Here is a 25,070-nt window from a genome sequence, read left to right on the forward strand (position 1 = left end):
TCAACGCGCTTGCCAAGGGCGGGCGCACCAACATGCTGGGCTTCATCATCCGGCTGGTGGCGCGGTTGCCGTTCCTGTTCATCGCCGGGCGCTCCTATGGCCCGGAGATCGTCGGGCGGTACGCGATCGCCGTGCTGGTCATCGAGTTCGTGGCCCTCGTCGCGACGCTCGGGCTCAAGCGGGGGCTGGCGCAGGCGCTGTCGAGCACCGAGCGGCCCCACACCCATGTGGTGTGGGACGCGATGGTGGTCGCCTTCGTCGCGGCGCTGATCGCCAGCGGCATCATGATGGTCTTCCCGCAGGCGATGTTCCCCAACAGCCCCGTGATGGGGCTGGAGCGGTTCCTTTCCGTCGCGGTGATCGCCATCGCGTTGTCCGACGTGTCGCTCTCCGCCTTGGCCTATCGCCACAATATCGGCGCGGCGGTTACCGCGCGGGCGATCATCGAGCCCTGGACGATCAGCATCGCGGCCTATGTCTTCTCCTTCGTCTCGTCGCGCGATGGGCTGCTGATGGCCTATGTGCTGTCGATGAGCGCGGCATTGGTCGCCTCGATCGTGCCGTTCGTGCGCGAATATGGCCTGCCGGTCGGCTGGCGGCCGCAGCCGGCGGCGATCTGGGGGCTGGCGCGGCTCAACGCCCCGCTGGCGGGGGCCGACGCGATCGAATGGGCGACGCGCAACGTCGATCGCTTCATCTTGGGGCTGTTGTTCGCGCCGTCGGTGGTCGGCATCTATTACATGGCGCAGCAGGTCGCCTCGGTGCCGCAGCGGCTCAAATCGAGCTTCGATCCGATCCTCGGGCCAGTGATCACCCAGAGCCTGGCGGCGGGCGACCGCCCGGCGGTCGCGAATCAGGTGCGGCAGGTGGGTTTCTGGATTCTCTGCGCGCAGGCGGGACTTGCAGTGATGTTCTCGATCCCCGCCGAGGGTATCATGGGGCTGCTCGGCCGCGAGTTCGTGATCGGCTCGGCGGTGCTGTGCATCCTGCTCTTTGCCGAGGTGCTCGCCTCGCCCGGCGCGGTGTGCGAGACGGCGCTGATCTACATCGCCCGGCACACCAATCTGGTGATCTCGATCTGCGTATTGATGCTCCAGATCGCCTTGAGCTTCGTGCTGATCTTCGCGGCGCGCGGGCAGGGCTGGCCGGTGCCGGTGCAGTCCGCGGCGCCCGCAGTGGCGCTGGCGCTTTCGCTGACGATCGGCTCGGTGGCCAAGGGCCTGCTGCTCCAGGCCAAGCTCGGCGCGCCGGTGGTGAGCATCCGCCCGAGCTTCTTCGCGGCGATGGCGGTGGCGGGGCTGGTCGGCGCCGCCTTCACCTCGCTGCCGCACCGGTTCGAATGGGCGGAGATGAGCCTGGGCATGCCGGCGATCCTGATCACCTTCCTGTTCGTGATCATCCGCTTCGGCTTCGGGCCCGAGGACCGCGCCCTGTTCCGCAAGGTACCGCGTACCAGCGAGACAGCCTGAGCATTTCCTCCCTCGGCGAAGCCGGGGGAGGGGGACCGCCGCCGCAGGCGGTGGTGGAGGGGGCGCCCTCCACCGTCATTCCCGCGAAAGCGGGAATCCATTCGCCTAAACGTTCGGGAAAAGAACCACAGCTCCAGCGCCAATGGACCCCCGCCTCGCGGGGGTGACGGGTAGTGTGTCGCAACGCCGCGCCTCCATCGGAAGCGCGGTGCGGGTGCCTCAATGCCGGAAGTGGCGCATGCCCGTGAACACCATCGCCAGCCCGGCTTCGTCGGCTGCCGCGATCACTTCATCGTCGCGGATCGAGCCGCCCGGCTGGATCACCGCGGTCGCGCCGGCTTCCACCGCCGCCAGCAGGCCGTCGGCGAAGGGGAAGAAGGCGTCCGAGGCCACGGCCGAGCCGATCGTGCGCGGGGTCGCCCAGCCGGCCTTGTCGGCGGCGTCCTTGGCCTTCCACGCGGCGATGCGGGCGCTTTCCAGCCGGTTCATCTGGCCGGCGCCGACGCCTGCGGTGCTGCCGTCCTTGGCATAGACGATCGCGTTCGACTTGACGTGCTTGGCCACCGTCCAGGCGAACAGGCAGTCTGCCAGTTCCTGCTCGGTCGGCTGGCGCTTGGTGACGACCTTGAGCTGGTCGCGGGTAACGATGCCGTTGTCGCGGCCCTGGACCAGCCAGCCGCCGGCAATCGACTTGGCGAACAGGCCAGCGCGCGCCGGATCGGGCAGCTCGCCGGTGAGCAGCAGGCGGAGGTTCTTCTTCGCCGCGAACAGCGCCAGTGCTTCTTCGTCGGCGTCGGGTGCCACCACCACTTCGGTGAAGATGCCGGTGATCTGCTCGGCGGTCGCCCGGTCGAGCGGCCGGTTGACCGCGATGATGCCGCCGAACGCCGAGACGGTGTCGCAGGCGAACGCCGCGGCATAGGCTTCGGCGAGCGTCGCGCCGCTCGCCACGCCGCAGGGATTGGCGTGCTTGACGATCACCGCGGTCGGCGGGCCATTGCGGAACTCGCTGACCAGCTCGAGCGCCGCATCGGCGTCGTTGTAATTGTTGTAGCTCAGTTCCTTGCCCTGCAGTTGACGAGCCTGGCCGATGCCGCGCGCCGATGCGCCGGTCGCGGCGTAGAAGGCCGCCTGCTGGTGCGGGTTCTCGCCATAGCGCAGCGCCTGGCCACGGCTGAGGGAGATATTGAGCGTCTCGGGGAAGGCCTCGCCCTGGTCGGCAAAGGCGAACCAGCTGGAGATCATCGCGTCATAGGCGGCGGTGGCGGCATAGGCCTTGGCGGCGAATTTGCGGCGCTGCTCCAGCGTGGTGGTGCCGCCCATTACCAGCGCGTAATCGGCAGGATCGGTGACGATCGCCACCGACTCATGATTCTTCGCGGCCGAGCGCACCATCGACGGCCCGCCAATGTCGATATTCTCGATGATCTCGACGCGGTCCGCGCCTTTGGCGACGGTCTGGGCGAAGGGATAGAGGTTCACCACCACGAGATCGATCGGCGCGATCTCGTGCTCGGACATCGAGGCCTGGTGCTCGGGATTGTTGCGCACCGAGAGCAGGCCGCCATGCACCTTGGGGTGCAGCGTCTTCACGCGACCGTCCATCATCTCGGGGAAGCCGGTGAGGTCCGAGATGTCGCGGACCTCCAGGCCAGCGTTGCGGAGCGCCGTGGCGGTGCCGCCGGTCGAGACGAGCTCGACGCCCTGGGCGGCCAGTGCCTGGCCGAGTTCGACGATCCCGGTCTTGTCGGAGACCGAGAGGAGCGCGCGGGTGATCTTGATGTCCATGGCCCGCCCCTCTCCCCAATCGGGGGCGTCGGGGCAAGCCCTATTTGGAGCGCCTATTTAGAACGGTGGAACACCCAATTCACGCTGGCGCCGCCCGCCGGCGTCTCGCCGTGGATCACCAGCTGCTGCGTGGCGTGCGGCCGGCCGCGCGCGTCGATCCACAGGCTCTCCTCGATGGCCAGCGTGCCGCCCTTGGCGCGGAACTGCCAGAGCATGCCCGAGGGCGCGCGCAGGATCGCCCCGTGCCCGTCGGCGGTGGACGACACCTCGACATGCGGCGCGAGGTGGAAGCGAACGGCGAACGACTTTGATTCGATGCGGCGCTTGCCCGAAGGCAGCAGCAGGTCTTCGCCGCGCAGGTCGCGACCATCGTGCGAGAGGGTAAGCTCGCGGCGGTGGAGCAGGCCGAAGCGGCGGACATAGCCGTCCTGCGCCGCCTCGATCCGGCTGGCATGCTCGGTCTCCTGTCGGACCAGCTCGACCTCGCTCACCCCGCGGCCGAGCGTGCCGTCGGCATGGATCGCGGTCGAGTTGCTGTCGTCGAGCGTCAGCGTCGAATGGGCCGCAGTGGTGCGCAGGCCCTGGACGAGCTCGGCGGGGAGCCGCGCATCGGCGGCGCGGCTGCCGCCGCAATTGACGACGATCCGGTCCGGGCCGTCCGAAAGCTCGAAGGCGAGGGTGGAGGCGCAGCCGGTCTGCGCCACCCGTGCGTCCGGCGGCGGCGCGGCGTCGAGGATCAGCACGGTGCCGGCACAGGCGAGCCGCTGATAGCCCCAGTCGCGCGCCTGCTTGAGCGGGCGGGTGCGGACGCCGGTTGCCTCGATCGCCTGCTCGATCCACTCGCCGCTGATCGGCGCGCAGCCCTGCCAGCTGGAGAGCCCGCCATCGCCGTGGCACACGCCGAGCAGTGCCGCGACCATTCGGTTGAGCGCGCCGAGCACGAAGGCGGGCGGCTCGATGCGGCGGGCGGCATAGGTTTCGCAGAGCAGGGTGATCAGCTGGATCGCGTCGAGCTGGCCGTCGGGCGAGCGGCCGACGGTGCCGCCATCCTCATAGACCGAGGCGGTGATCGCGCGGTTGAGCCCCGCTTCGGCAAAGCTGCGGCGCGGGTCCCCGCCCGGCAGCACGAGTCCCGCGACGGTGAGGCCCGCCCAGGCGGCGAGGCGCGGCACGCCGACCGGCACCTTGTCGGCGCTGCGGTCGAGATGCCGGGCGCCGCGGGCAAGCGCGTGCATCACGCCCGAGCGATAGACCTGGTCGGTCGAAGACAGGATCAGCGGCGCGTGCGCCACCCAGGCAAGGATGCGCCGGCCGACCAGATCGGGGCGCCAGGCCGGGTCGGCGACCTGCTCGCCATGGACCTTGAGCCAGCGGCGCATGAGGTCTTCGGCGATCGGCGCGCCCTGCTGCCGGGTGGCGACGCTGGACAGGTCGCGCAGCCAGGCGAAACCCTGGAGATGCTGGGTGAGGGCCGGCGACCAGTCCGGCTTGGCGAAGTCGAGGCTCTCGATCGCGCGGACCTCGCCGCACAGCCGCAGCTCGCCGTCGAGCAGCGCATTGCCGCGCTGCGGATCGCCGAAAAAGGGATCGTCGGCGGCGGTGAGCAGCTTGAGCGGGTGCCGCCCCTTCAGCCGCATCGCATAGAAGGGCGAGCGCCAGGCGAGGCGCTGGAAGCGATCGGCGATGCGGTCGGCCAGTGACAGGCCGCGGTCGCCGCCCACCCGGATCAGCCGCTTGCCTTCCTCGACCCCGTCGGCGGCGGAGTCCGGTGCGGGATCGGTCAAGCCCCGCGCAATGCCGCGATATTGGCGGCGTACTGGCTCGGGCCGCCGGCGAAGGTCGCGGTGCCTGCGACCAGCGCGTTGGCGCCCGCGGCGATCGCCTTGGGCGCGGTCTCGCGGTCGATTCCGCCATCGACTTCGAGGTCGATCGCCCGGCCGCTCGCCTCGATGCGGCGGCGCAGTTCGGTGATCTTGGGCAGCTGGCTCTCGATGAACTTCTGCCCGCCGAAGCCCGGGTTGACGCTCATCACCAGGATGAGGTCGACCAGGTCCATCACATAGTCGACCGCATCGACCGGCGTCGACGGGTTGAGCACCACGCCGGCGCGCTTGCCCAGCGCCTTGATCGTCTGGAGCGTGCGGTGGAGATGGGGGCCGGCCTCGGGATGGACCGAGATCGTGTCCGCGCCCGCCTCGGCAAACGCGGCGAGCATCGGATCGACCGGCGTGATCATCAGATGCACGTCGAAGTTCTTGGCCGAGTGCGGGCGCAGCGCCCTCACCACCGCCGGGCCGATGGTGATGTTGGGCACGAAATGCCCGTCCATCACGTCGACATGGATCCAGTCGGCGCCGGCGGCGTCGATGGCGCGGACTTCCTCGCCGAGCCGCGCGAAATCGGCCGAGAGGATCGAAGGGGCGATGCGGACGGACATGGTCGTCTCCTAGGGAAGGGGCGAGTCGGGCGCAACCGGAGGGGGCGGGTGCCCACCGGTTGCACACTGTTTCTCCACAGACTTATCCACAGCTTGCTGCACAAGCGGGACGAAGGGCCCCGCGCGTGCGATCAGCGGCGGCGGAAGCGGGCGATGAAGAAGCCGTCGAGCCCGCCCTGATCGGCCAGCATGCCCGGCAGCACGCGCACCGAACCGTCCTCGCGCGGCGCAATGCCGGCGGGAAGCTCCTCGGCCGTGGCGGGCACCAGTTCGAACTCCGGATGCGCGGCGAGGAAGGGGGCGAGATGCGCCTCGCCTTCCTTCTGTTCCAGCGAGCAGGTGGCGAAGACCAACGTCCCACCCGGCTTCACCCAGGCGGCGGCGCGATCGAGCAGCTTGGCCTGGAGCTCGGCCATCTCGGTGACCAGCGAGGGGCGGACGCGGTGGAGCACGTCCGGGTGGCGGCGGAAGATGCCGGTGGCGCTGCACGGCGCGTCGAGCAGCACGGCGTCGGCGGGGGCGGCGGGGCTCCACGTCAGCAGGTCGGCGGTGACGATCTGCGCCGAGAGGCCGGTGCGCTCCAGATTTTCACGCAGGCGGGCGAGGCGGTTCTCGGCGACGTCGACCGCGGTCACCTGCCAGCCGGCGGCGGCGAGCTGAAGCGTCTTGCCGCCGGGCGCCGCGCAGAGGTCGAGCGCGGTGCCGGTGCCGGTGCCCGCGCCGATCAGTCGGGCGGGGATCGAGGCGGCGAGGTCCTGCACCCACCAGTCGCCCTCGGCGAAACCGGGGAGATCGGGCACGCTGGTGCCGGGTTCGAGCCGGGCATGGCGCGGGGCGAGGCTGGCGGCGCCTTCCACCGTCACGCCGTCGGTCTTCAGGCTGAGATCGAGCGGGGGCGGCGTGGCGATCGCTTCGCAGGCGGCCTGGACCACCGCGTCGCCCCACAGCGCCTGCCAGCGCAGCGCCACCGGATCTGGGAGCATCGGCACGTCGGGCAAGGTGGCGTTGCCGCGCATCAGCGTGCCGAACACGCCGTGGACCAGCTTGCGCGGTCCGCCATCGACCAGCGGCAGCACCGTCGAGATCGCGGCATGGCCGGGTGTGCCGAGGGCAATCGCCTGGACCAGCGCGATGCGCAGCGCGAAGCGCGCCTTGGCGTCGTCGGGCAGGCGCTGGCGGGTGGCGGAATCGATCAGCGCGTCGAGATCGGGCAGGCGGCGCAGCGCCTCGGCGGCGATGGCATGGGCGAGGCCGCGGTCATTGGGCGCCAGGCCCTGGGCGGCGGAATCGAGCGCCTGTTCGAGCGCGAGGCCGCGGCGCAGCACGGCATCGAGCAGCTTGAGCGCGGCGCGGCGGGCGGGGACGCCGGGGGCGTCGGGCTCGCGCTCGGCCGGGCGGCGGGTGGACGGGCGGGCCATGGTCAGCGCGCTCCCATCGAAAGTTCTGCTCGTTCGTACGCTACCCAACCGTTCACTTGACCATGCTCCTTCGCGGGCCGACATGGGCCGGGCAACCAAGGAAGGCAATCCCGATGGGCAAGCGACCCGACCATGTGCAGCCCCCGGCCTATCTCTCGAAGAGCCCGCCGGTGCCCAAGCCCGAACCGATGCAGCGGCCGGACAAGGACCCGCTGGCAAAGGATCCCGTCCGCTATGGCGACTGGGAGCTGAAGGGCATCGCGATCGATTTCTGAGGGTCTGTCCCCCTCCCGCTTGCGGGAGGGGCTAGGGGTGGGTGCTAGAGGTCAGCCGGCGAGACGGCCGCGATGCGGCACCGCTTCTTCCAAGCCAGTCTTCTGCTTCCCGTCCACACCCTCCCCCTACCCCTCCCGCAAGCGGGAGGGGGGAAGAAGCGATCAGTGCGCCAGCTGGGGATAGGTCGAGCGGAACGCTGCGACCTTGGGCTGGTCCCAGCGCATGATGTAGGGGTGCGTCGGGTGCTTCCAGAAAAAGTCCTGGTGGTACTCCTCGGCCGGGTAGAAGCCGCCTGTCTCGAGCTTCGTGGTGATCGGCTTGGCAAACGCCTTGGCCTGGGTCAGCTGGGCGATATAGGCCGTGGCGACGCGGCGCTGCTCGGCGGTCTGCGGGAAGATCGCGCTGCGATAGCTGGGGCCGCGATCGGGGCCCTGGCCGCCTTTTTGCGTAGGATCGTGCGCGACCGAGAAGAACACCCGCAGCAGCGTGCCGTAGCTCACCCGCGTCGGGTCGTAGACCACCTTCACCGCCTCGGCATGGCCGGTCTTCTCGGTCGAGACCTGGTCATAGGTGGCGGTGTTCGCCGCGCCCCCGGCATAGCCGTTGGTGACCGACTGGACGCCCTTCACCGACTGGAACACCGCCTCCATGCCCCAGAAGCAGCCGCCGGCGAATATCGCGGTCTGCGGCTTCTTCGCCTTGGCGACGTCCATGGCGGGCGGCGGTACCGCGACGGCCTTCACCTTCTCGATGGGAATACCGCCCGCCGCAACCAGCAGCAGGGCGCCGCCGGCAAGGGCGGCAAGGGACAGCGGGAGCTTCAGCGTGTGTCGGGTCATGATACCCCCATATAGGGACGAGGAAGCCCCCGCGTTACAGGTCCCTCAGCGCAGGTCGGCGCAGGCCGTCTGGATGCGGGTGCAGGCTTCGCGGAGCAGCGCCTCGGAGGTCGCATAGCTGATCCGCATCGCCGGCGACAGGCCGAACGCCGCGCCGTGCACCGCCGCCACGCGGGCGTCGTCGAGGAAATAGCCGATCATGTCCTCGTCGGTGGCGATCACCTTGCCCTTGGGCGTGGTCTTGCCGATCAGGCCGCTGAATTCCGGATAGACATAGAAGGCGCCTTCCGGCGTCGGGCAGGTCATGCCGTCGATCTGGTTGAGCATGCCGACGACGAGATCGCGGCGCGTCTGGAAGGCGGCGGCGCGGTCCTTGAGGAAGCTCTGGTCGCCGGTCAGCGCCGCAACGGCCGCTGCCTGGGCGATCGAGCACGGGTTCGAGGTCGACTGCGACTGGAGCTTGGCGATCGCCTTGATCAGCGGCGCCGGGCCGCCGGCGAAGCCGATGCGCCAGCCGGTCATCGCATAGGCCTTGGAGCAGCCGTTGACGGTGAGCGTGCGCTCATAGAGCGACGGGCAGACCTGCGCGATCGTGGCGAATTCGAAGCCGTCGTACAGGATGTGCTCGTACATGTCGTCGGCGAACACCCAGACATGGGGGTGGCGCTCGATCACTTCGCCCAGCGCCTTGAGCTCGGCGGCCGAATAGGCGGCACCGGTGGGGTTGGACGGCGAGTTGAGGATCACCCACTTGGTCTTGGGGGTGATCGCCGCCTCGAGCTGGGCGGGGGTGATCTTGTAGGCCTGCTCGGCGCCGGCGGCGATGAACACGGGGGTGCCGCCCGCGAACTGAACTACGTCAGGATAGCTGACCCAATAGGGTGCGGGGATGATCACCTCGTCGCCGGCTTCCACCGTCGCGACGATCGCGTTGAACAGCGTGTGCTTGCCGCCGACGTTGATCGTGATCTGCTGGGCGGTGTAGTCGAGGCCGTTGTCGCGCTTGAACTTCGCGATCACGGCGTCCTTCAGCTCGGGCGTGCCGTCGACATTGGTGTACTTGGTCTTGCCGTCGCGGATCGCCTGGATCGCGGCTTCCTTGACGAAATCGGGCGTGTCGAAATCGGGCTCGCCCGCGCCCAGGCCGATCACGTCGACGCCGGCACGCTTCAGCTCGAACACGCGGCTGGTCATGGCGAGCGTGGCGGAGGGCTGGATGCGCTGGAGCGCGGCGGAGGTCTGCATGAGTCTGAGCGCCTTTTCCGGGGAAGATGCGCGCCTATAGGTCCGCTTCGGCGCCTTCCGCAACTGTAACGGCTGCAACCAGTCCGCGCAGCGCATTGCCGAGCAGAAATCCATTCGCGAGATCCTCCGGGCGGAGATCGCCTTCCACCGCACGGCCGGTGGCGAGCAGCTCGGCGCGGAGCACGCCGGGGAGCAGGCCGCGGGAGCGGGGCGGGGTCACCAGCACGCCGTCGCGCTCGACGAACAGCGCGGTGAAGCTGCCTTCGGTCAGATAGCCCTCGGCATCGGTGAACAGCACCTCCCAGGTGCCGGCGGCGCGGCGGGGTTCGTCATAAAGGGCGCGCCGCGTGGTCTTGTGCGCGAGGCGGAAATCGTCGCGCGGCACCGAATGGGGTACGATCCGGACCTTTACCGGCGCCGGCGGCGGGGCCGGGGGCGGGGAGATGCCGATCGCCACCGCGCCGGAGGGGCCGAGCAGCAGGCGCACCTTGGCGGCGTCGCGCAGCCGGAAGGTGGCGGCCTGCAGCTCGTTGCGAACGACATGGCGGTCGAAGGGGAAGCCGAAGGTGGCGGCGCTGTCGCGGATCCGCTCGAGATGGCGCTCGAGCAGCAGGATGCCTTCCTCGGGATCGAAGCGCATCGTCTCGACCAGGTCGAAGCCAGGTTCGTCCTTGGTCACGAACGCCCCCTTGGCGCGGCACTCCGCCCATTCACTGTCGGCGTAGGAGTCGGCGACGACGCCCGAGCCGAGGCCGAGGCTGGCGCGGCCGGCGCCGTCGATGGCCAAAGTGCGGATCGCGACGTTGAATTCTGCCCCACCATCGGCATCGATCCTCCCTATCGAACCCGTATAGACGCCGCGGGCATCGGGTTCGACTTCGGCGATCACCTGCATTGCACGGATCTTCGGCGCGCCGGTCACCGATCCGCAGGGGAATAACGCGGCAAGGGCGTCGACGGCTCCGAGGCTTTCGTTCAGGCGCGCGGTGATCGTCGAGGTCATCTGGTGGACGGTGGGATAGGTCTCGACGTGGAAGAGCTGCGGCACCGCGACGCTGCCGGGCGTCGCGACGCGACCGAGATCGTTGCGCATCAGGTCGACGATCATCAGGTTTTCGGCGCGCTGTTTGGGATCCTCGGCGAGGTCGCGGGCGAGGGCCGCGTCGACCGCGGGATCGGAGTCCCGGGGCGCGGTGCCCTTCATCGGGCGGGCGGTGAGGGTGCCGTCCTCCAGCGTGAAGAAGAGTTCGGGCGACAGGCTGAGCAGCCAGTGTTCGCCCGTCGCGACCAGCGCGCCATGGCCCGCCGCCGCGCGGGCGCGGAGCAGCGCGTAGAGCGCCGCGGGGTGGCCGGCGACCGGCACCTCGGCGCGGAAGGTGAGGTTGGCCTGATAGATGTCGCCGGCTTCTATATAGGAGAGCACGCGCGTGAGGGCGGCATCATAGGCGGCGCGGTCGATCTGCGGGCGGGGGCGTCCGGCCCAGGCACCGGCGGGATTGGGGAGCAGTGCGGGGACCGCGTCCGGGGCGAGACGTTGGTGACTGTGGAAAAGGCCGAACCAGAGCAGCGGGCCTTCCGTCTCACGCGCAGGCGCGGCGGGCTCGAGCGCGGCACCGGCTTCATAGGCAAGCCAGCCGGCGGCATCGAGGCCCTCCGCCGCGGCACTGCGCAGCCGGTCCAGCGCCGGCGCGACCTCCGTCAGCCGGTGCGCGACGACGATCTCGACCGGATCCGTATAGAGTCGTGCGCCGCGCCCATCGGCACGCGCGTCGTCGAGCAGGACGAAGGGGGGACGCAAAACCATCAGCCGGTGGAAATGCAGAGCCGCGCCGCGAAGGGCAAGCCTTGGTTGCCGCGCGCGCGCCCGCGGGCTAGCGAAGGCGCATGGCTTCCGATCCCAACGCCGCCCAGCCGCCGCTCCGCGCGGCGATCGTGCCCGTCACGCCGCTCCAGCAGAATTGCACCCTGCTCTGGTGTACCCGCACGATGCGCGGCGCCTTTGTCGACCCGGGCGGTGATCTCGATCGGCTGCGCGCGGCGGCGACCCAGCACGGCGTCACGATCGAGAAGCTGCTGATCACGCACGGCCATATCGACCATTGCGGCTCGGCGGGCATCTTCGCCGAGGAGCTGGGCGTGCCGATCGAGGGCCCGCAAGAGGCCGACCGCTACTGGATCGCCAGGCTGGAGGATGACGGCCGCGCCTATGGCGTGCCCGGCAAGCCGTTCGAGCCGAATCGCTGGCTGGAGCAGGGCAACCAGGTGACGGTCGGCGAACTGGTGCTCGACGTCTATCACTGCCCTGGGCATACGCCGGGGCATGTGGTGTTCCACCATCCCAAGTCGCAGCTGGCGATCGTCGGCGACGTGCTGTTCCAGGGATCGATCGGGCGGACGGACTTCCCGCTGGGCAACCATCAGGACCTGATCGACGCGATCACCACCCGGCTCTGGCCGCTGGGCGACGAAACGGTGTTCATCCCAGGGCATGGCCAGCCGAGCAGTTTCGGCCAGGAGCGGCGCACCAACCCGTTCGTCGCCGATTCGGTGCTCGCGCGCGCCTGACGACTCAATGGAGCGGGTTCGAGCCCGTGTAGCCGAGCCACGCGGCATAGAGGCCGAGCCCGGCGACGATCAGGAAGGTGATTCCTGCGCCGATCTCGCGGCCGCGGCGCCAGCCGTCCATGCCGATACCGTGCACCACGCGGCCGAGCAGATATACCGCGGCCACCACCCAGAGGTACAGGCTGGTGCCCTGGGCCAGCTCGATCAGGCCGATCAGGATCAGCACGAAGGGCGTATATTCGACGAAGTTCATCTGCGCGCGCATGCGCGCGAGGAGGCGCGGGTTGCCGCCATCGCCGGTGAGCACCTTTTCGGCGTGGCGAATCTGGATGACGCGAATCGCCAGCCACAGGTTGAGCAGCGCCGCGGCGCCCGCACTGGTGAGTGTTACCGGCAGAAAAAACATGCGCGTCCCCCTGAAACCAAGGCGCGCAGCCCTGCCACGTGCGGCTTCTGCTTGCAACGCGGAGGAGAATCGCTATACGCGCGGGCTCGCTTCGTGACCTGCCTGCTGGTCCGGCGAGCGGCCGGCCTAGCCGTCGCTTGCCCGAACAACCCTGTGGGCGTATCGCGACTTATTGATTCATTAGCTTGTTGAAGGTGCCGAAATGGCCGTTCCTAAGAGAAAGACCTCGCCGTCGAAGCGCGGCATGCGTCGGTCGCACGATTCGCTGACCGTCGAATCGTTCCAGGAGTGCCCGAACTGCGGCGAACTCAAGCGTCCGCACAATCTGTGCAACGCGTGCGGCCACTATAACGGCCGCGAAATCGTTTCGGTCGAGGGCTGAACGACGTTCCGCAACGGGGGGTTGCCGGCATGACTGTTCCCTCGCGGATCGCCGTCGATGCAATGGGCGGCGATGAGGGGGTCGCCGTCATGCTCGCCGGCGCCGCACGTGCACGTCGCCGCTTCGAGGGGATGGAATTCCTCCTCGTCGGCGACGAGTCGCGCATTCGCGACGGCCTGAAGGCGCATCCGAATCTGGCAGCCGCGTCGGAGATCGTCCACGCGGCCGAAATCGTTGCGTCCGATGCCAAGCCGAGCCAGGCGATTCGCCGCGCCAAGACCACCTCGATGGGCATTGCCATCGATCTGGTGAAGCAGGGGCGTGCCGGCGCGGCCGTGTCCTCGGGCAATACCGGCGCGCTGATGGCGATGGCCAAGCTCTCGCTCCGCACCATGGCGGGGATCGACCGGCCGGCGCTCGCCGCGCTGCTGCCGTCGCTCGGCGACAACGATACGGTGATGCTCGACCTCGGCGCCAATACCGAGGTGGACGAGCGCAACCTTGTCCAGTTCGCGGTGATGGGCGCGGCGTACGCGCGCACCGCGCTGGATCTCGAGCGCCCGCGCGTGGCGCTGCTCAACATCGGCACCGAAGAGATGAAGGGCACCGACAGCATCCGCGACGCTGCCGCCCAGCTGCGTGCGGCCAAGCATCTGCCGCTCGACTTCACCGGCTTCATCGAAGGCAACCGGCTGTCGCGCGGCGATGTCGATGTGATCGTCTGCGACGGTTTCTCGGGCAACATCGCGCTCAAGACCGCCGAGGGCACCGCGCGCTTCGTCGCCGATCTGCTACGCCGCGCGTTCAGTTCCTCGCTGCGCTCCAAAGTAGGCTTCCTCATCTCGAAGCCCGCGACCGAGCTGCTGCGCCACCATCTCGACCCGAACAATCATAATGGTGCCGTTTTCCTCGGGCTCAACGGCATCGTCGTGAAGAGCCATGGCGGCGCGAACGAACTCGGCGTGGACACCGCGATTGGCTTTGCCGCCAAGATGGTGCGCGACGAACTGACTCGGCGTATTGCCGAGGATCTGGGGAACTTCGAGGCCAAGGCCGCGTAAGAGACGGGATAAGAAGGGGTCGCATGACCGTACGTTCGGTGATTCTCGGTACGGGTTCGGCCCTGCCGGCGCAGCGTGTTTCCAACGCGGAGCTGGCGGAGCGCGTCGATACCAGCGATGAATGGATCGTCGAGCGGACCGGCATCCGCTTCCGCCACATCGCCGGGCCGGAGGAAACGACGGGGACGCTTGCCGCCGATGCGGCGCGCGCCGCGCTCGAATCGGCGGGCGTCGAGGCATCCTCGATCGACCTGATCGTGCTCGCCACCGCCACGCCGGACCAGACCTTCCCCGCCACCGCGACGCGCGTCCAGAGTGCGCTCGGCATCCTCGATTGCGTCGCCTTCGACGTGGCGGCGGTTTGCTCGGGCTTTCTCTATGCCGTCCAGGTCGCCGATTCGATGCTGCGTGCGGGCGTCCACCGCCGCGCGCTGGTGATCGGTGCGGAGACCTTCAGCCGCCTGCTCGACTGGGAAGACCGCACCACCTGCGTGCTGTTCGGCGACGGCGCCGGCGCGATCGTGCTCGAGGCGCAGGATACGGACGGGGAGGCGCCGCAGGGCATCCTTTCCACCAAGCTCCATGCCGATGGCCGCTATAACGACCTTCTCTATGTCGATGGCGGGGTGTCCACCACCGGCACCGTCGGCAAGCTGCGGATGAAGGGGCGCGAGGTGTTCCGCCACGCGGTCACCAACCTCGCCTCGGTGATGAACGAATCGCTGGCGATGGCCGGGCTCCAGCCGAGCGACGTCGACTGGGTGGTGCCGCACCAGGCCAACGCCCGCATCCTCGATGCCACCGCGCGCAAGCTCGACCTCGCGCCCGAAAAGGTGATCGTCACCGTGGATCGCCACGCCAACACCTCGGCCGGCTCGGTGCCGCTCGCGCTCGATGCGGCGGTTCGCGACGGGCGTATCCAGCGAGGCGACCTACTCGTTTTGGAAGCGATGGGCGGCGGGTTCACCTGGGGTGCAGCCGTGGTGCGCTTCTAAGCGTTAGAGGCAATATGCCCATTTTGGACGAGTTACGTGTTTTTCCAGAATATGTCTGAGGCGTTACTGGCGCTTCAAGATCATTCTTGATAGCGCGTAACAATCTGATACGGGTAGCCCAGTACACGAAAGGAATTGCCGGAATGAATGCTGCGGGTACGCTGACCAGGGCAGACTTGGCCGAGTCGCTGCATCGCGAAGTGGGGCTGTCGCGCGCCGACGCCTCGCGGATCGTCGAGCAGATCCTGAAGCACATGTGCGAGGCACTGGCGAAGGGCGAGAACGTCAAGATCTCGGGCTTCGGCAGCTTCGTGCTGCGGGACAAGGGCGAGCGGGTCGGCCGCAACCCCAAGACCGGGGTGGAGGTGCCGATCGCACCGCGCCGGGTGCTCACTTTCCGTGCCAGCCAGATGATGCGGGATCGCATCGTCTCAGCCCGCTGAGGCCCGCGATGCCGGCGACCGAAAAGGCCGCCGGTGCGTTGCGGACCATAGGTGAGCTCGCCGCTGAAATCGGCAGGCCGCAGCATATCTTGCGCTATTGGGAAACGCGGTTTCCCCAGCTGAAGCCACTCACCCGTGCGGGCAACCGCCGGTATTATCGACCCGAAGACGTGGCGCTGGTGCGCCGCATCCACCATCTCCTCAGCGAGGAGGGCTATACGATCCGCGGCGTGCAGAAGCTGCTGGCGGAAGAGAAGGCGGCACGCGGCCGAAGCAAGGCCGCCGAGCTGCAGGCGATCCGGGACTCGCTGTCCGACGCCTTGGAAGAAGACCGCTAGAGCGTGAAGCTCTAGGCCTCAGCCATCGGGGCCGAGGCTGGAATCGAGATCGCGCGGACGCACGAACCGGACGAGTTCGGCGTCCGCGCGGGACGCCTCCGCCCAATGCGCAATATCGAAGCGCAGTTCGGCGAGCGTCGCGGTGGGGTATTTCTGCTCGACTTCGTCGCGCAACGGGCTGGCCGCGGACACGCGATCGAGCACCAGCTCCTCCAGCCCCGGATTGTGCCCGGAAAGCAGCACCACCTCGGCGGTATCGGGCAGTGCCTCGATCGCATCGAGCAGCGTGCCGAGCGAGGCGAGATAGAGGCGCTTGTCCCAGGCCGGCGCGATCGTCTCGCCATAGCCGTTGGAGACCTGCGCCAGCGTTTCCTCGACCCGCACCGCCGGCGAGGCGATGGCGTGGTCGAAGCGCAGGCCCTGCGCGCGCAAGTATCGACCCATCGCAACGGCGGCGCGCTGGCCCTTGGGGTTGAGCGGCCGATCGAAATCGCGCGCGACCGGATCGTCCCAACCGGACTTGGCGTGGCGGAGGACGAGAAGGGTCTTCATGCTTCCCCAATGTGGACGCTGGCGGCTTCGCCCGCCTCATGCCGCAAGCCGGCCCCCAAGGAAAGCCGAACCCGCTCGACCGCCTGGTCCAGCGTCGTGCGGGTGATCCGCGTGCCCGGCGGGAAGGCATCGAGCAGCCGCGACGGGGTGGCGGCGGAGAGCAGCACGAAGGCGCCGCGATCGTCGGCGCGGCGGATCAGCCGGCCGAACGCCTGGGCGAGCCGGGCGCGGACGATGCGGTCGTCATAAGCCGATCCCCCGCCGGCCAGTCGGCGCGCGGCGTGGAGCACGCTCGGCTTGGGCCAGGGCACGCCCTCCATCACCACCAGCCGCAGCGAATCGCCGGGCACGTCGACACCGTCGCGCAGCGCATCGGTGCCGATCAGCGAGGCGCGGGGATCGTCGCGGAAGATGTCGACCAGCGTGCCGGTGTCGATCGGGTCGACATGCTGGGCGAGCAGGGGAAGGCCGTCGCGGGCCAGCCGATCGGCGATGCGGGCATGGACAGCGCGGAGCCGGCGGATCGCGGTGAACAATCCCAACGTGCCGCCGCCCGCCGCCGCGATCAGCCGGGCATAGGCATTGGCGAGCGCCGCCATGTCGCCGCGCTTGACGTCGGTGACGATCAGCACCTCGGCCTGGTTGGGATAGTCGAACGGGCTCTTCGCCTCGAAACGCTGGGCGGGGCGCAGCAGATGGACGCTGCCGGAACGCGCCTCGGCCACGTCCCAGTCGCCGCCGGCGCGGAGCGTCGCCGAGGTGACGAGCACGCCGTGCGCGGGCTCCAGCACCGTCTTGGCGAGCGGCTTGGCGGGGTCGAGCCAGTGGCGGTGCAGGCCGATATCGAATTCGCGGCCCTCGACGCGGTCGACCGCCAGCCAGTCGACGAACTCGGGATCGGCCGGGCCGCCGATGCGCGCGATCAGCGCCAGCCAGGCGCCGACCGTGTCCACTCGCCAGCCGAGCGAGGCGATCGCGCCTTCGATGCGGGCCCGCGCCGGGCCGTCCATCCAGTCGGGCGCTTCGGCAAGCACCGCCTCGAGCCGGCGGCCGAGCACCACCATCGGGCGGAGCAGCGCGTCAAGCGCGGCGGTGGCGTTGCCGGCGGCCTCGACCAGCGCGGCATCGGGCTCGGTGAGTTCGGTCTCCAGCCCATAGCCCGCGTCCGCAGAGCCGTTGGTATCGCGGGCATAGACCAGGCCGCGTACGGCGGCGAGCAGCGTTTCGATCGGACCGAACGGCTCGCCTTCGTTCAGCCGCTGGAGCCAGCCGTCGCTGGGCAGCGCGCGGGCGGCGTCGACCGCCTCGGCAATGGCGCGGCCGCCGGCATCGTCATAGCTGGCGACATCAGACAGGCGCGCGGCCAGGCCCCGGCGACGGCCGCGCGAACCCGATTCGGGGCCGGTCAGCCAGCGGCGCAGCTCGATCGATTCCTGGCCCGTCAGCGCGACCGAGAACATCGCGTCGGCGGCGTCGAACAGGTGGTGGCCCTCGTCGAACACATAGCGGGTGGGGCGCGTCTGGTTCTCGCGGCCCCGCGCGGCGTTGACCATCACCAGCGCATGGTTGGCGATGACGATATCGGCATCGGCGCTGGCGCGGGCGGCGCGCTCGATGAAGCATTTCCGATAGTGCGGGCAGCCGGCATAGATGCACTCGCCGCGGCGATCGGTGAGCGCGGTCGATCCGTTGCGGCGGAACAGGGTGGGCAACCAGCCGGGCAGGTCGCCGCCGATCATGTCGCCGTCCGCCGTATACGCCGCCCAGCGCGCGACCAGCTGCGCGAGGATCGCCGCACGCCCGGCGAACCCGCCCTGCAGCGCATCCTCCAGGTTGAGCAGGCAGACATAATTCTCGCGGCCCTTGCGGGTGACGATGCGGGCGCGGCGCTGTTCGGCATCGGGGAACAGCCGCTCGCCTTCGTTGCCGAGCTGGCGCTGCAGCGCCTTGGTGAAGGTGGAGACCCAGACCGGCCCGCCCGATTTCTCCGCCCAGAGCGAGGCGGGGGCGAGATAGCCGAGCGTCTTGCCGATGCCCGTCCCCGCCTCGGCCAGCACCAGATTGGGCGTATCGGGCACGCTGCGCGGGGCGAAGGCCTGGGCGGCGGCTTCGGCATAGTCGCGCTGGCCCTGGCGGCGCTCAGCAGTGGCGCCGGTCAGCCGGGCGAGGCGTTCGGCGACGTCGGCAGAATCGAGCGTGATGGTGCGCGGGGCGGGGCGCGGCGCGCCTTCCTCCCATTCGGGCAGCTTGGAGAAGAGCCAGCGCTCGGCGCGCTCGGGCTTGGCGATGCGTTGGCCCAGCGCAGCGCTCCACGGCCAGCGGAGCCGCCCCAGCGACTGCAGCCCGTGCCACGCGCCCTCGCGCTCGGGCCAGTCGCCCTCGGCGAGCGAGAGCAGCGCGGCGGCGGCATCGCGCAGGAAGGCGGCGACCTGCGCGTCGTCGCTCGGCGGTTCGAGGCCGCAGGCGCGGGCCAGTCCCTTGGCGGTCGGCACCATGAAGCGCGCGGGGCGGAGAAAGGCGAACAGCTCGAGCAGGTCGAGCCCGTTGAGTTCCGGGTGCCCCAGCCGCTGGCCTACAAGTGGCGCGTTGAGCAGCAGCACCGGCGTATCGGCGGCGATCCGGATCGCCTCGCCGCGGCTCAGCCCGCGGGTCCCGTCGGACGTAGCGATCCACACGCCCGAATGGCTGGCGTGGAGGGCGGGATAGGGAAGCGGCGGCAGCATCGGACTGCGCTGCTTGTACACGATGCGTTCCGCTTTGACAGCGGCAATGCGGTGGGCGGTGGGTGCAACATCGACGGTGCTACGGCTACAGGCCCATTTAAACGGCCTTCGTCATTCCCGCGAAGGCGGGGATCCATTTGCCAGGATGCTGGGGGAAAGAGCCGCCGATTCAGCGCCAATGGATCCCCGCCTTCGCGGGAATGACGACATGAAAGAAAAGGTGGGGGCTATTCTCCGGACAGCCAGTCGGCCTCAATCCCCCGGCGTCTCTCGCTTCGCCTGGTCCAGCGTGCGGACCTTGCGTTCGGCCTCCGCGGCATCGCGCGCCTTTTCCCCCTTGGTGCGGCCGAAGCGGGCGCGGTTGGCCTCGGCTTCGGCCTGGGCGGTCGCTTTCGCTCTCGCTTTTCTCGCTTTGTTCAGGTTAAGGATGTCGGCCATAGCTGAGTCTTTCTAGCGCCCCTTCGCGCGGGCGCACCATCGTATATCGGAGTTTTTGCGGCATGGCGGGCAGCGTCAACAAGGTGATCCTCGTCGGCAATCTGGGGCGCGACCCCGAGAGCCGGGCGTTCCAGAACGGCGGCAAGGTGGTCGAGCTGCGCATCGCCACCTCGGAAAGCTGGAAGGATCGCAACAGCGGCGAGCGCAAGGAAAAGACCGAGTGGCACACGGTGAAGATCTTCAGCGAAGGTCTCGCCAACGTTGCCGAGCGCTATCTGCGCAAGGGCAGCAAGGTCTATCTCGAAGGCCAGCTGCAGACCCGCAAGTGGCAGGACCAGAGCGGCGCCGACCGCTATTCGACCGAGATCGTGCTGCAGGGGTTCAACGCGCAGATGGTGTTGCTCGACGGTCCCGGCGGCGGCCAGGGTGCGGGCGCGGGCGGCGGCCGTAGCAGCGGTGGCGACGATTGGGGTGCGGACGATTCGTTCGGCGGCGGCGGTGGTGGTGGCGGCGGCTTCGGCGGCGGTGCCCCGGCCGGTCGCGGCGGCGGTACCTTCAACGGCGGCGGCCAGCGCAGCGGCGGCGCCCCTGCCGGCGGCGGCGGCTTCGGCGGCGGCTTCCCGGACGATCTGGACGACGACGTGCCGTTCTGATCGTCTGTCGACGATTCGAACACGAGGTTGGAAGGGCTCGCGGGTAAACCTGCGGGCCCTTTTTTCGAATCGGCATAGATGGCATGCTGTATCTTGCTCGCGGAGGGGCGCGAGCAGGGGGATCAGCCATGCAAGAGATCATCGACTCGCCGTACAATGTCGGCGACTATGCTGCGCGATTGTTCCAGGAGGGCGTCCGCACCGTCATCCGCTACTATAATATCAAGAATTCCAGCACCTTCCTGTCCAAGTGCCTCACGGCGGCGGAATATGGGAAGCTGGTGGCCGCCGGCCTCGATCTCGCCGTCGTCTTCGAGCAGCGCGGCGGTGCCGGTGGGGCGATCGACGATTTCGGCAACGGCAAGGGCACGCGCGATGCGAAGCGTGCGCTCGAACTTGCCGGAACGGTCGGCCAGCCCAAGGACTCGGCGATCTATTTCGCGGTCGACCATGACTTCGCCCGGCCGGCCGAGCTGGCCCAGATCGAGCACTATTTCCAGGAGGTCAACGCCGCGCTGAACGGGCATTTCCGCGTCGGCGTCTATGGCTCGGGGGCGGTCTGCTCGCATCTCAAGGCCGGCGGCCTGGCGACCCTGTTCTGGCTGCCCGCCTCGATGGGGTGGACCGGATCGAAGGCATTCCTCGCCTCCCAGCAATGGACGCTGTTCCAGAAATTCCAGGGCCTCAGGGGGCCGTTCGGCAATTTCGACTATGACGGCAATCTGGCCAATCCCGCCTTCGCGGATTTCGGGCAGTTCGGCGCGGCACCGGCTGCACCCGTCCGGCGGCCGGAAGACGCAGTTGCGGTGTTCGAGGTCGCGGCGCGCAGCGGCCTTCGGGTCCGCGGCGGTGCGGGCGCGCAGTTCGACGTGGTGCAGAGCCTGCCGCTCGGCGCGGTGGTGCACGGTCTCGGCACCGAGGCGGACTGGGTGCAGGTCGACGTCAATGGCGACGGGGTCGCCGATGGCTATATGGCCCGGCAGTTCCTGAAGCCGCTCTCGGGTGGCCTGCCGCTGCCGGCACCGTCCACCGCGCCGACGACACCGTATGCGGTCGCGCAAGCGGAGCTCGCGCTGGGCGTGAAGGAAACGCCTGGCCGGCAGGACAATCCGCGGATCGTCCTCTACCACAGCACCACCAAGGGCGGGGAAGCGCCCGACGAGACGGCATGGTGCTCCTCCTTCGTCAATTACTGCGTCGAGAAGGCGGGGATGCAAGGCACCGACAGCAAATGGGCGCGCAGCTGGCACGATAGTGGCTGGGGGCACGACGTCACCAGCAATCCGCAGCCCGGCGACATCGTCGTGTGGAGCCGCAAGTCGCCCTCGGTCGATGGCGGCCATGTCGGCTTCTTCGTCGGCCAGGACGGCAAGGACCGGATCCGCGTGCTCGGCGGCAACCAGGGCAACCGGGTGTGCATCACCAGCTATCCGGTGGACGGATCGGTGGGCCAGACCAAGTACAAGCTGCTGTCGATCCGCCGCTGAGCCCCGACCCTGCGCGCCGTGCGCTCAGCCTTCGGGGTGCGCGCGCGGCGCCGGGCAGGGGCGCCAGAGTTCGAGCGATCGCTCCTCCCACCAGAAGGTCATGCGCGGCAGCGGCGTGCGGCAATAGCCGCCGCGATGCGCTGCCAGCCACCGCGCCGGGGCGGAAGGCGCGAACAGCGGCAGCACCGGGGCGACGAACCAGACACGTGCCCGCTCCCGCTCGGTCAGCCGCGACCAGACGACGTCGGGCCAGGTCGCGGTCGCCGGGTTGAGCCAGAGCAGCACCGGCGCCTTCGCCCCCAGTGCGGCGGCGACGCCGGGGCCGGTGCCGGACAGGTCGACCAGCAGCGCGCCAGCCGCCTTGCCCTGGGTGCCGTTGAGGAAGTCGGCGGTCTCCTGGTCGACCAGCAGCGGGCTGCCGGTGAGCGGGTGGCGTACCGGGATCGTCTGCGCGAAGATCGAGTCGGGCAGGCTGTAGGGCGCCGCTGCCGCCGCGAGCAGCAGCAGCGGCGGTGCGGCAAGGCTCAGCAGCGTTGCGGCGGCCCGGCGCCAGCGGAGGGGATCGTCGCTGGCGAGGCGGAACAGCGCGACCAGCGGGAAGGTCATGCTGAAATCGAGCTGCGCCCATTGGTTGTTGAAGGTGCCCAGTGCCACCGCGAATGGCGCGACCAGGAGCAGCGCGAGCAGTAGCAGGTCGCGCCGGGCAAAGAGCGCCGCATAGCCGGTCGCGATCAGCAGCAGCGCGAGCCCCGGGAATTCGGGGATGCCGCCGTCCAGCGTGTCGGGGATGGTCGACGCCAGATTGGCCAGGCCGAACGCCATGGCGCCATGGCCGAGCCAGTCAGCCCAGCGGGTGCGTCGCAACGCCAGCGCGCCGAGTGCGGCAAGCGCCGCCGCCCAGAGCAGCGGCGGCACCGCGGCCCAGTCGCCCAGCACCTTGATCGGCAGGTGCGTCGGCGTGTTGGGAAGTGCCAGAATATGCTGGCTCGCCGCGATCCGTGCGAGCAGGCCCGGGATGCGAGGTAGCGGCAGGAACAGCGCGATCAGCAGCATGGCCAGCGCCATCGCGCCGAGCAGTGCGATGCTCCGCCCGCGATTCCGCCGGAACGACCATGCGGCCAGGGCGACCGCCAACACGCTGCCCAGTGCGAACAGTGGCGGCTTGGCGAAGGCCGCGGCGCAGAGCCCGCAGGCGATCGCCAGGCTTGCCGCGGCGCGCACGGGAATAGCGCCGGCGCGCAGGAGCGTCGCTACCCCGGCCAGCACCAGCATCGCGCCGACATTCGCGGCGGAATTGTAGCTGGGGGTGACGATCCACGGAAAATAGATGACCAGCGCCGCCGCCGCGCCGAACGTCGCGAAGGGCAGGCGCAGTGCGCCTTCGGGGGCGAGCTGCCGGCCCAGCAACGCGCCCGCCGCCGCGGTGATCGCAAAGCCGACCAGCCGGTAGCGCGCCACATCGCCGCCGAGCAGCGCATAGAGCGGATGCAGCAGATAGCCGAAGGGTTGGTAGAGCAGCGCATAGGCCTCGGGATCGCGTGCCCAGACGAGGTAGAAGATCTCGTCGGTCAGATCGATGCCGCGCCCGGCGCCATAGACCAGCAGTCCGCCGCAGAAGAGCAATGCGAGCGCGGCACCGGCCAGCGCCAGCCCGGCGGACGACAATCGAACCATGCTTTCGGCAATTCCCCAAGGCGGGCCTTGGCGGCCCAGGACCTCGCTAGCAGCGCTGATCCGCCGCACCAAGGGGCGGGAGCAAAGCGCGTGGCGGGCCGTTCCTATGCCAAGCGCCGGTGCGAGGTCGACCGGTCGGAAAAGGGGCCAGGATGCATCGTCGTCGTCACACCATCGCGCGCGCCACGCTGCTCGGCGCATTCGTGCTGCTCGCGGGCTGCGGCCGCGGCGGCGGCGAGCAGACGACCGACGATCCAGTGGGACAGAATGTCGCGTCCGCAGCGGCGGCGGGGGTGCCGGCGAACGTCTCGGCGGCGATCGACTGCAGCAACAAGCCCGATTTCGTCCCGGTCTATGCCAATGCGACGATTCTCAGCTGCACCGCCGCGCCCGATGGGCTGCCAGGGCGGCATGTCAGCGGCAATCTGGTCTACGAGACCGACGCCCCGGAAAAGCAAGTGCTCGGCTGGTCGCGTGCCCAGGCCAATGCCTCGGGCCTGAAATATCGCCGCGAAACGGGCTTCAGCTACGAAGCGGGCGAGGAAAGCGAACGCAGCCTGCGGGTGGTGGTGGAGAGCCATATCGGCCGCACCCGCGTCTCGATCAACTGGGGCCAGAAGGCGCCCTGAGTCGCGTCAGGCGGCGCGGCTTTCCAGGCCGCGCAGCCAGGCGCGGGCGGCCTTTTGTGCCTCGATGATCTCGCGCGCGGTCATGTCCTCGGCGATGTCGGCGCGGCAGGCCTGGGCCTCGGTGCTGCCGGTCATCGCGGCGATGTTGAACCACTTGTGCGCCTCGACCAAGTCGATCGTCACGCCCTCGGCCCCGCTCGAATAGACGATACCAAGATCGAAACAGGCATCGGCACTACCCCGCGCCGCATCGCGCAGCCGGCTTTCGACCAGAAAACGCGCACTCTTTTCGCTATTCGCCATTGTTCCATCACCCCGGATTCGGCTTGTTTGCTGCAGCCGAATTTGGGGGGGTAAGGACAACAAAAGGTTAAGCGGCTTAACCGTATTAGTTCATAGCACGGGGATATTGTCGATCAGCCGGGTACCCCCGATCCGCGCGGCGGCGAGCAGCCGCATCGGCCGGCCCTCCACCGGCGCACCGAGCGACTCGGCATCGACCAGCGCGACATAATCGACGTCGAACCCGGCCGCGGCCAGCGATTCCTGCGCCTGGGCAAGCGCCGCCTCGCGGTCGCCGCCCTCGCCGATCGTCTTCGCAGCGGCGCCGAGCGCGCGCGGCAGTGCCACCGCGCGGGCGCGGTCCTCGGGCATCAGATAGGCGTTGCGGGAGGAGAGGGCGAGACCGTCGTCCTCGCGCTGGGTCGGCACACCCTGGATCTCGATGGGCATGTCCAGGTCCATGACCATGCGGCGGATCACCTGGAGCTGCTGCCAGTCCTTTTCGCCGAACAGCGCGATATCGGGCTGCACCTGGTGGAAGAGCTTGCTGACGACCGTGGCGACGCCGTCGAAATGCCCGGGGCGGTGCGCACCGTCGAGCGGCTCGCTTACCCCGGCAACACGCACGCTGGTGGCGAAGCCTTCGGGGTACATGATCTCGGGCGTCGGCATCCACAGCAGGTCGACGCCCGCCGTGGTCAGCAGCCGCGAATCGGCCTGTTCACGTCGTGGATACTTTGCCAAGTCCTCATTTGGTCCGAACTGGATCGGATTGACGAAGATCGATACGATCACCCGGGTGCCGGCGCGCTTGGCCGCCTCGACCAGCGCCATATGCCCGTCATGCAGCGCGCCCATGGTGGGCACGAAGGCCAGCCGGGCGCCTTCACCGCGGAAGGCGTCCAGCGCCTGGCGAAGATCGTCGATCTGGCGAACGGTTTGCACGCTTGGGCACTTTCGATATGAACGG

At 69.1% G+C, this 25,070-nt stretch carries 25 protein-coding genes; 11 read left to right on the plus strand and 14 right to left on the minus strand.

Translation table 11 applies throughout. From position 1 onward, the window contains the following. Window positions 1-32: 32 nt before the first annotated feature. The gene (locus BM009_RS11820) at window positions 33-1,469 is read left to right on the plus strand and encodes a lipopolysaccharide biosynthesis protein (protein ID WP_254772272.1); all 1,437 of its coding nucleotides are present in this window, start codon (window positions 33-35) and stop codon (window positions 1,467-1,469) included. Window positions 1,470-1,688: 219 nt separating this feature from the next. On the opposite strand, the gene purH is transcribed toward BM009_RS11820, so the two are convergent. The 4 genes from purH to BM009_RS11840 all read right to left on the minus strand — a co-directional run bounded on the left by purH (window position 1,689) and on the right by BM009_RS11840 (window position 7,112). Beyond that, window positions 1,689-3,257, minus strand: coding sequence for a bifunctional phosphoribosylaminoimidazolecarboxamide formyltransferase/IMP cyclohydrolase (gene purH, locus BM009_RS11825; RefSeq protein WP_093296363.1), 1,569 nt, complete (start codon window positions 3,255-3,257; stop codon window positions 1,689-1,691). Between the two features lie 53 nt (window positions 3,258-3,310). Further along, window positions 3,311-5,041, minus strand: coding sequence for a heparinase II/III family protein (locus tag BM009_RS11830; protein ID WP_093296364.1), 1,731 nt, complete (start codon window positions 5,039-5,041; stop codon window positions 3,311-3,313). Then, window positions 5,038-5,694 carry a ribulose-phosphate 3-epimerase gene (gene rpe, locus BM009_RS11835; protein WP_093296366.1) on the minus strand — a complete coding sequence of 219 codons (657 nt, stop codon included), beginning with the start codon at window positions 5,692-5,694 and terminating at the stop codon, window positions 5,038-5,040. The genes BM009_RS11830 and rpe overlap by 4 nt, the downstream gene beginning before the upstream one ends. 131 nt (window positions 5,695-5,825) lie before the next feature. Further along, entirely contained in the window at window positions 5,826-7,112 is a 1,287-nt protein-coding gene (locus tag BM009_RS11840; RefSeq protein WP_093296367.1) for an RsmB/NOP family class I SAM-dependent RNA methyltransferase, read from the minus strand. Window positions 7,113-7,225: 113 nt separating this feature from the next. Between BM009_RS11840 and BM009_RS11845 the strand changes: the two genes are divergently transcribed. After that, window positions 7,226-7,387, plus strand: a complete 162-nt coding sequence (locus BM009_RS11845; protein WP_093296369.1) for a DUF1674 domain-containing protein — start codon at window positions 7,226-7,228, stop codon at window positions 7,385-7,387. 162 nt (window positions 7,388-7,549) lie between these two features. Here BM009_RS11845 and msrA read toward each other — a convergent pair whose 3' ends face one another. Genes msrA through pabB form a run of 3 tightly spaced genes read right to left on the minus strand, consistent with a single transcriptional unit; the run spans window position 7,550 to window position 11,276 of the window. Next, entirely contained in the window at window positions 7,550-8,227 is a 678-nt protein-coding gene (msrA, locus tag BM009_RS11850; protein WP_093296371.1) for a peptide-methionine (S)-S-oxide reductase MsrA, read from the minus strand. 45 nt (window positions 8,228-8,272) lie between these two features. Then, the gene (locus tag BM009_RS11855) at window positions 8,273-9,472 is read right to left on the minus strand and encodes a pyridoxal phosphate-dependent aminotransferase (RefSeq protein WP_093296372.1); all 1,200 of its coding nucleotides are present in this window, start codon (window positions 9,470-9,472) and stop codon (window positions 8,273-8,275) included. Between the two features lie 34 nt (window positions 9,473-9,506). Beyond that, complete coding sequence (pabB, locus tag BM009_RS11860; RefSeq protein WP_175487991.1) at window positions 9,507-11,276, minus strand: aminodeoxychorismate synthase component I; 1,770 nt, start codon at window positions 11,274-11,276, stop codon at window positions 9,507-9,509. An 80-nt stretch (window positions 11,277-11,356) separates the two neighbouring features. On the opposite strand from pabB, the gene BM009_RS11865 reads away from it, so the two are divergent. Continuing rightward, a complete protein-coding gene (locus BM009_RS11865; protein ID WP_093296374.1) occupies window positions 11,357-12,037 on the plus strand; it encodes an MBL fold metallo-hydrolase in 681 nt (226 codons plus the stop codon). Between the two features lie 4 nt (window positions 12,038-12,041). On the opposite strand, the gene BM009_RS11870 is transcribed toward BM009_RS11865, so the two are convergent. After that, window positions 12,042-12,443, minus strand: coding sequence for an MAPEG family protein (locus tag BM009_RS11870; RefSeq protein ID WP_093296375.1), 402 nt, complete (start codon window positions 12,441-12,443; stop codon window positions 12,042-12,044). Between the two features lie 202 nt (window positions 12,444-12,645). On the opposite strand from BM009_RS11870, the gene rpmF reads away from it, so the two are divergent. The 5 genes from rpmF to BM009_RS11895 all read left to right on the plus strand — a co-directional run bounded on the left by rpmF (window position 12,646) and on the right by BM009_RS11895 (window position 15,662). Beyond that, window positions 12,646-12,825: a 50S ribosomal protein L32 gene (gene rpmF / locus BM009_RS11875; protein WP_064310610.1), complete on the plus strand. Its 180-nt coding sequence runs from the start codon at window positions 12,646-12,648 to the stop codon at window positions 12,823-12,825. 29 nt (window positions 12,826-12,854) lie between these two features. Then, a complete protein-coding gene (gene plsX, locus BM009_RS11880) occupies window positions 12,855-13,886 on the plus strand; it encodes a phosphate acyltransferase PlsX (protein WP_093296377.1) in 1,032 nt (343 codons plus the stop codon). Between the two features lie 23 nt (window positions 13,887-13,909). After that, window positions 13,910-14,881, plus strand: a complete 972-nt coding sequence (locus tag BM009_RS11885) for a beta-ketoacyl-ACP synthase III (RefSeq protein ID WP_093296378.1) — start codon at window positions 13,910-13,912, stop codon at window positions 14,879-14,881. A gap of 134 nt (window positions 14,882-15,015) precedes the next feature. Further along, window positions 15,016-15,324, plus strand: a complete 309-nt coding sequence (locus tag BM009_RS11890; RefSeq protein WP_277600087.1) for an integration host factor subunit alpha — start codon at window positions 15,016-15,018, stop codon at window positions 15,322-15,324. A gap of 8 nt (window positions 15,325-15,332) precedes the next feature. Next, window positions 15,333-15,662 (plus strand): MerR family transcriptional regulator, encoded by a 330-nt coding sequence (locus tag BM009_RS11895; protein ID WP_093296381.1) that lies wholly within the window; start codon window positions 15,333-15,335, stop codon window positions 15,660-15,662. Between the two features lie 18 nt (window positions 15,663-15,680). Here the strand turns inward: BM009_RS11895 and BM009_RS11900 are convergent, their stop codons facing one another. From BM009_RS11900 to BM009_RS11910, 3 genes are all read right to left on the minus strand, one after another. Next, window positions 15,681-16,214 (minus strand): SixA phosphatase family protein, encoded by a 534-nt coding sequence (locus tag BM009_RS11900; protein ID WP_093296383.1) that lies wholly within the window; start codon window positions 16,212-16,214, stop codon window positions 15,681-15,683. Further along, complete coding sequence (locus tag BM009_RS11905; RefSeq protein ID WP_093296601.1) at window positions 16,211-18,937, minus strand: ATP-dependent DNA helicase; 2,727 nt, start codon at window positions 18,935-18,937, stop codon at window positions 16,211-16,213. The genes BM009_RS11900 and BM009_RS11905 overlap by 4 nt, the downstream gene beginning before the upstream one ends. Window positions 18,938-19,189: 252 nt before the next feature. Further along, entirely contained in the window at window positions 19,190-19,375 is a 186-nt protein-coding gene (locus BM009_RS11910) for a DUF4169 family protein (protein WP_093296384.1), read from the minus strand. Between the two features lie 62 nt (window positions 19,376-19,437). On the opposite strand from BM009_RS11910, the gene ssb reads away from it, so the two are divergent. Both ssb and BM009_RS11920 read left to right on the plus strand, forming a co-directional pair. Then, a complete protein-coding gene (gene ssb, locus BM009_RS11915; protein ID WP_093296386.1) occupies window positions 19,438-20,028 on the plus strand; it encodes a single-stranded DNA-binding protein in 591 nt (196 codons plus the stop codon). 128 nt (window positions 20,029-20,156) lie between these two features. Beyond that, window positions 20,157-21,515 carry a TIGR02594 family protein gene (locus BM009_RS11920; protein WP_175487992.1) on the plus strand — a complete coding sequence of 453 codons (1,359 nt, stop codon included), beginning with the start codon at window positions 20,157-20,159 and terminating at the stop codon, window positions 21,513-21,515. 24 nt (window positions 21,516-21,539) lie between these two features. Here BM009_RS11920 and BM009_RS11925 read toward each other — a convergent pair whose 3' ends face one another. After that, window positions 21,540-23,189 (minus strand): US12 family protein, encoded by a 1,650-nt coding sequence (locus BM009_RS11925; protein WP_139216604.1) that lies wholly within the window; start codon window positions 23,187-23,189, stop codon window positions 21,540-21,542. 152 nt (window positions 23,190-23,341) lie between these two features. On the opposite strand from BM009_RS11925, the gene BM009_RS11930 reads away from it, so the two are divergent. Further along, on the plus strand, window positions 23,342-23,818 hold the full coding sequence (locus tag BM009_RS11930; protein ID WP_093296390.1) for a hypothetical protein: 477 nt from the start codon (window positions 23,342-23,344) through the stop codon (window positions 23,816-23,818). 6 nt (window positions 23,819-23,824) lie between these two features. Here the strand turns inward: BM009_RS11930 and BM009_RS11935 are convergent, their stop codons facing one another. Beyond that, window positions 23,825-24,121 carry an SEL1-like repeat protein gene (locus tag BM009_RS11935; RefSeq protein WP_093296391.1) on the minus strand — a complete coding sequence of 99 codons (297 nt, stop codon included), beginning with the start codon at window positions 24,119-24,121 and terminating at the stop codon, window positions 23,825-23,827. 90 nt (window positions 24,122-24,211) lie between these two features. Then, window positions 24,212-25,045: a pantoate--beta-alanine ligase gene (panC, locus tag BM009_RS11940; protein WP_093296393.1), complete on the minus strand. Its 834-nt coding sequence runs from the start codon at window positions 25,043-25,045 to the stop codon at window positions 24,212-24,214. Window positions 25,046-25,070 lie beyond the last annotated feature (25 nt).

This window comes from Sphingomonas sp. NFR04, assembly GCF_900114095.1.
Taxonomy (GTDB): domain Bacteria; phylum Pseudomonadota; class Alphaproteobacteria; order Sphingomonadales; family Sphingomonadaceae; genus Sphingomonas.

Coding starts and splice junctions, on each gene's coding strand:
- BM009_RS11820 (WP_254772272.1), top strand. CDS start 33: ATGCTGGGCTTCATCATCCGGCTGGTGGCGCGGTTGCCGTTCCTGTTC.
- purH (WP_093296363.1), bottom strand. CDS start 3,257: ATGGACATCAAGATCACCCGCGCGCTCCTCTCGGTCTCCGACAAGACC.
- rpe (WP_093296366.1), bottom strand. CDS start 5,694: ATGTCCGTCCGCATCGCCCCTTCGATCCTCTCGGCCGATTTCGCGCGG.
- BM009_RS11840 (WP_093296367.1), bottom strand. CDS start 7,112: ATGGCCCGCCCGTCCACCCGCCGCCCGGCCGAGCGCGAGCCCGACGCC.
- BM009_RS11845 (WP_093296369.1), top strand. CDS start 7,226: ATGGGCAAGCGACCCGACCATGTGCAGCCCCCGGCCTATCTCTCGAAG.
- msrA (WP_093296371.1), bottom strand. CDS start 8,227: ATGACCCGACACACGCTGAAGCTCCCGCTGTCCCTTGCCGCCCTTGCC.
- BM009_RS11855 (WP_093296372.1), bottom strand. CDS start 9,472: ATGCAGACCTCCGCCGCGCTCCAGCGCATCCAGCCCTCCGCCACGCTC.
- pabB (WP_175487991.1), bottom strand. CDS start 11,276: ATGGTTTTGCGTCCCCCCTTCGTCCTGCTCGACGACGCGCGTGCCGAT.
- BM009_RS11865 (WP_093296374.1), top strand. CDS start 11,357: ATGGCTTCCGATCCCAACGCCGCCCAGCCGCCGCTCCGCGCGGCGATC.
- BM009_RS11870 (WP_093296375.1), bottom strand. CDS start 12,443: ATGTTTTTTCTGCCGGTAACACTCACCAGTGCGGGCGCCGCGGCGCTG.
- rpmF (WP_064310610.1), top strand. CDS start 12,646: ATGGCCGTTCCTAAGAGAAAGACCTCGCCGTCGAAGCGCGGCATGCGT.
- plsX (WP_093296377.1), top strand. CDS start 12,855: ATGACTGTTCCCTCGCGGATCGCCGTCGATGCAATGGGCGGCGATGAG.
- BM009_RS11885 (WP_093296378.1), top strand. CDS start 13,910: ATGACCGTACGTTCGGTGATTCTCGGTACGGGTTCGGCCCTGCCGGCG.
- BM009_RS11895 (WP_093296381.1), top strand. CDS start 15,333: ATGCCGGCGACCGAAAAGGCCGCCGGTGCGTTGCGGACCATAGGTGAG.
- BM009_RS11900 (WP_093296383.1), bottom strand. CDS start 16,214: ATGAAGACCCTTCTCGTCCTCCGCCACGCCAAGTCCGGTTGGGACGAT.
- BM009_RS11905 (WP_093296601.1), bottom strand. CDS start 18,937: ATGCTGCCGCCGCTTCCCTATCCCGCCCTCCACGCCAGCCATTCGGGC.
- BM009_RS11910 (WP_093296384.1), bottom strand. CDS start 19,375: ATGGCCGACATCCTTAACCTGAACAAAGCGAGAAAAGCGAGAGCGAAA.
- ssb (WP_093296386.1), top strand. CDS start 19,438: ATGGCGGGCAGCGTCAACAAGGTGATCCTCGTCGGCAATCTGGGGCGC.
- BM009_RS11920 (WP_175487992.1), top strand. CDS start 20,157: ATGCAAGAGATCATCGACTCGCCGTACAATGTCGGCGACTATGCTGCG.
- BM009_RS11925 (WP_139216604.1), bottom strand. CDS start 23,189: ATGGTTCGATTGTCGTCCGCCGGGCTGGCGCTGGCCGGTGCCGCGCTC.
- BM009_RS11930 (WP_093296390.1), top strand. CDS start 23,342: ATGCATCGTCGTCGTCACACCATCGCGCGCGCCACGCTGCTCGGCGCA.
- BM009_RS11935 (WP_093296391.1), bottom strand. CDS start 24,121: ATGGCGAATAGCGAAAAGAGTGCGCGTTTTCTGGTCGAAAGCCGGCTG.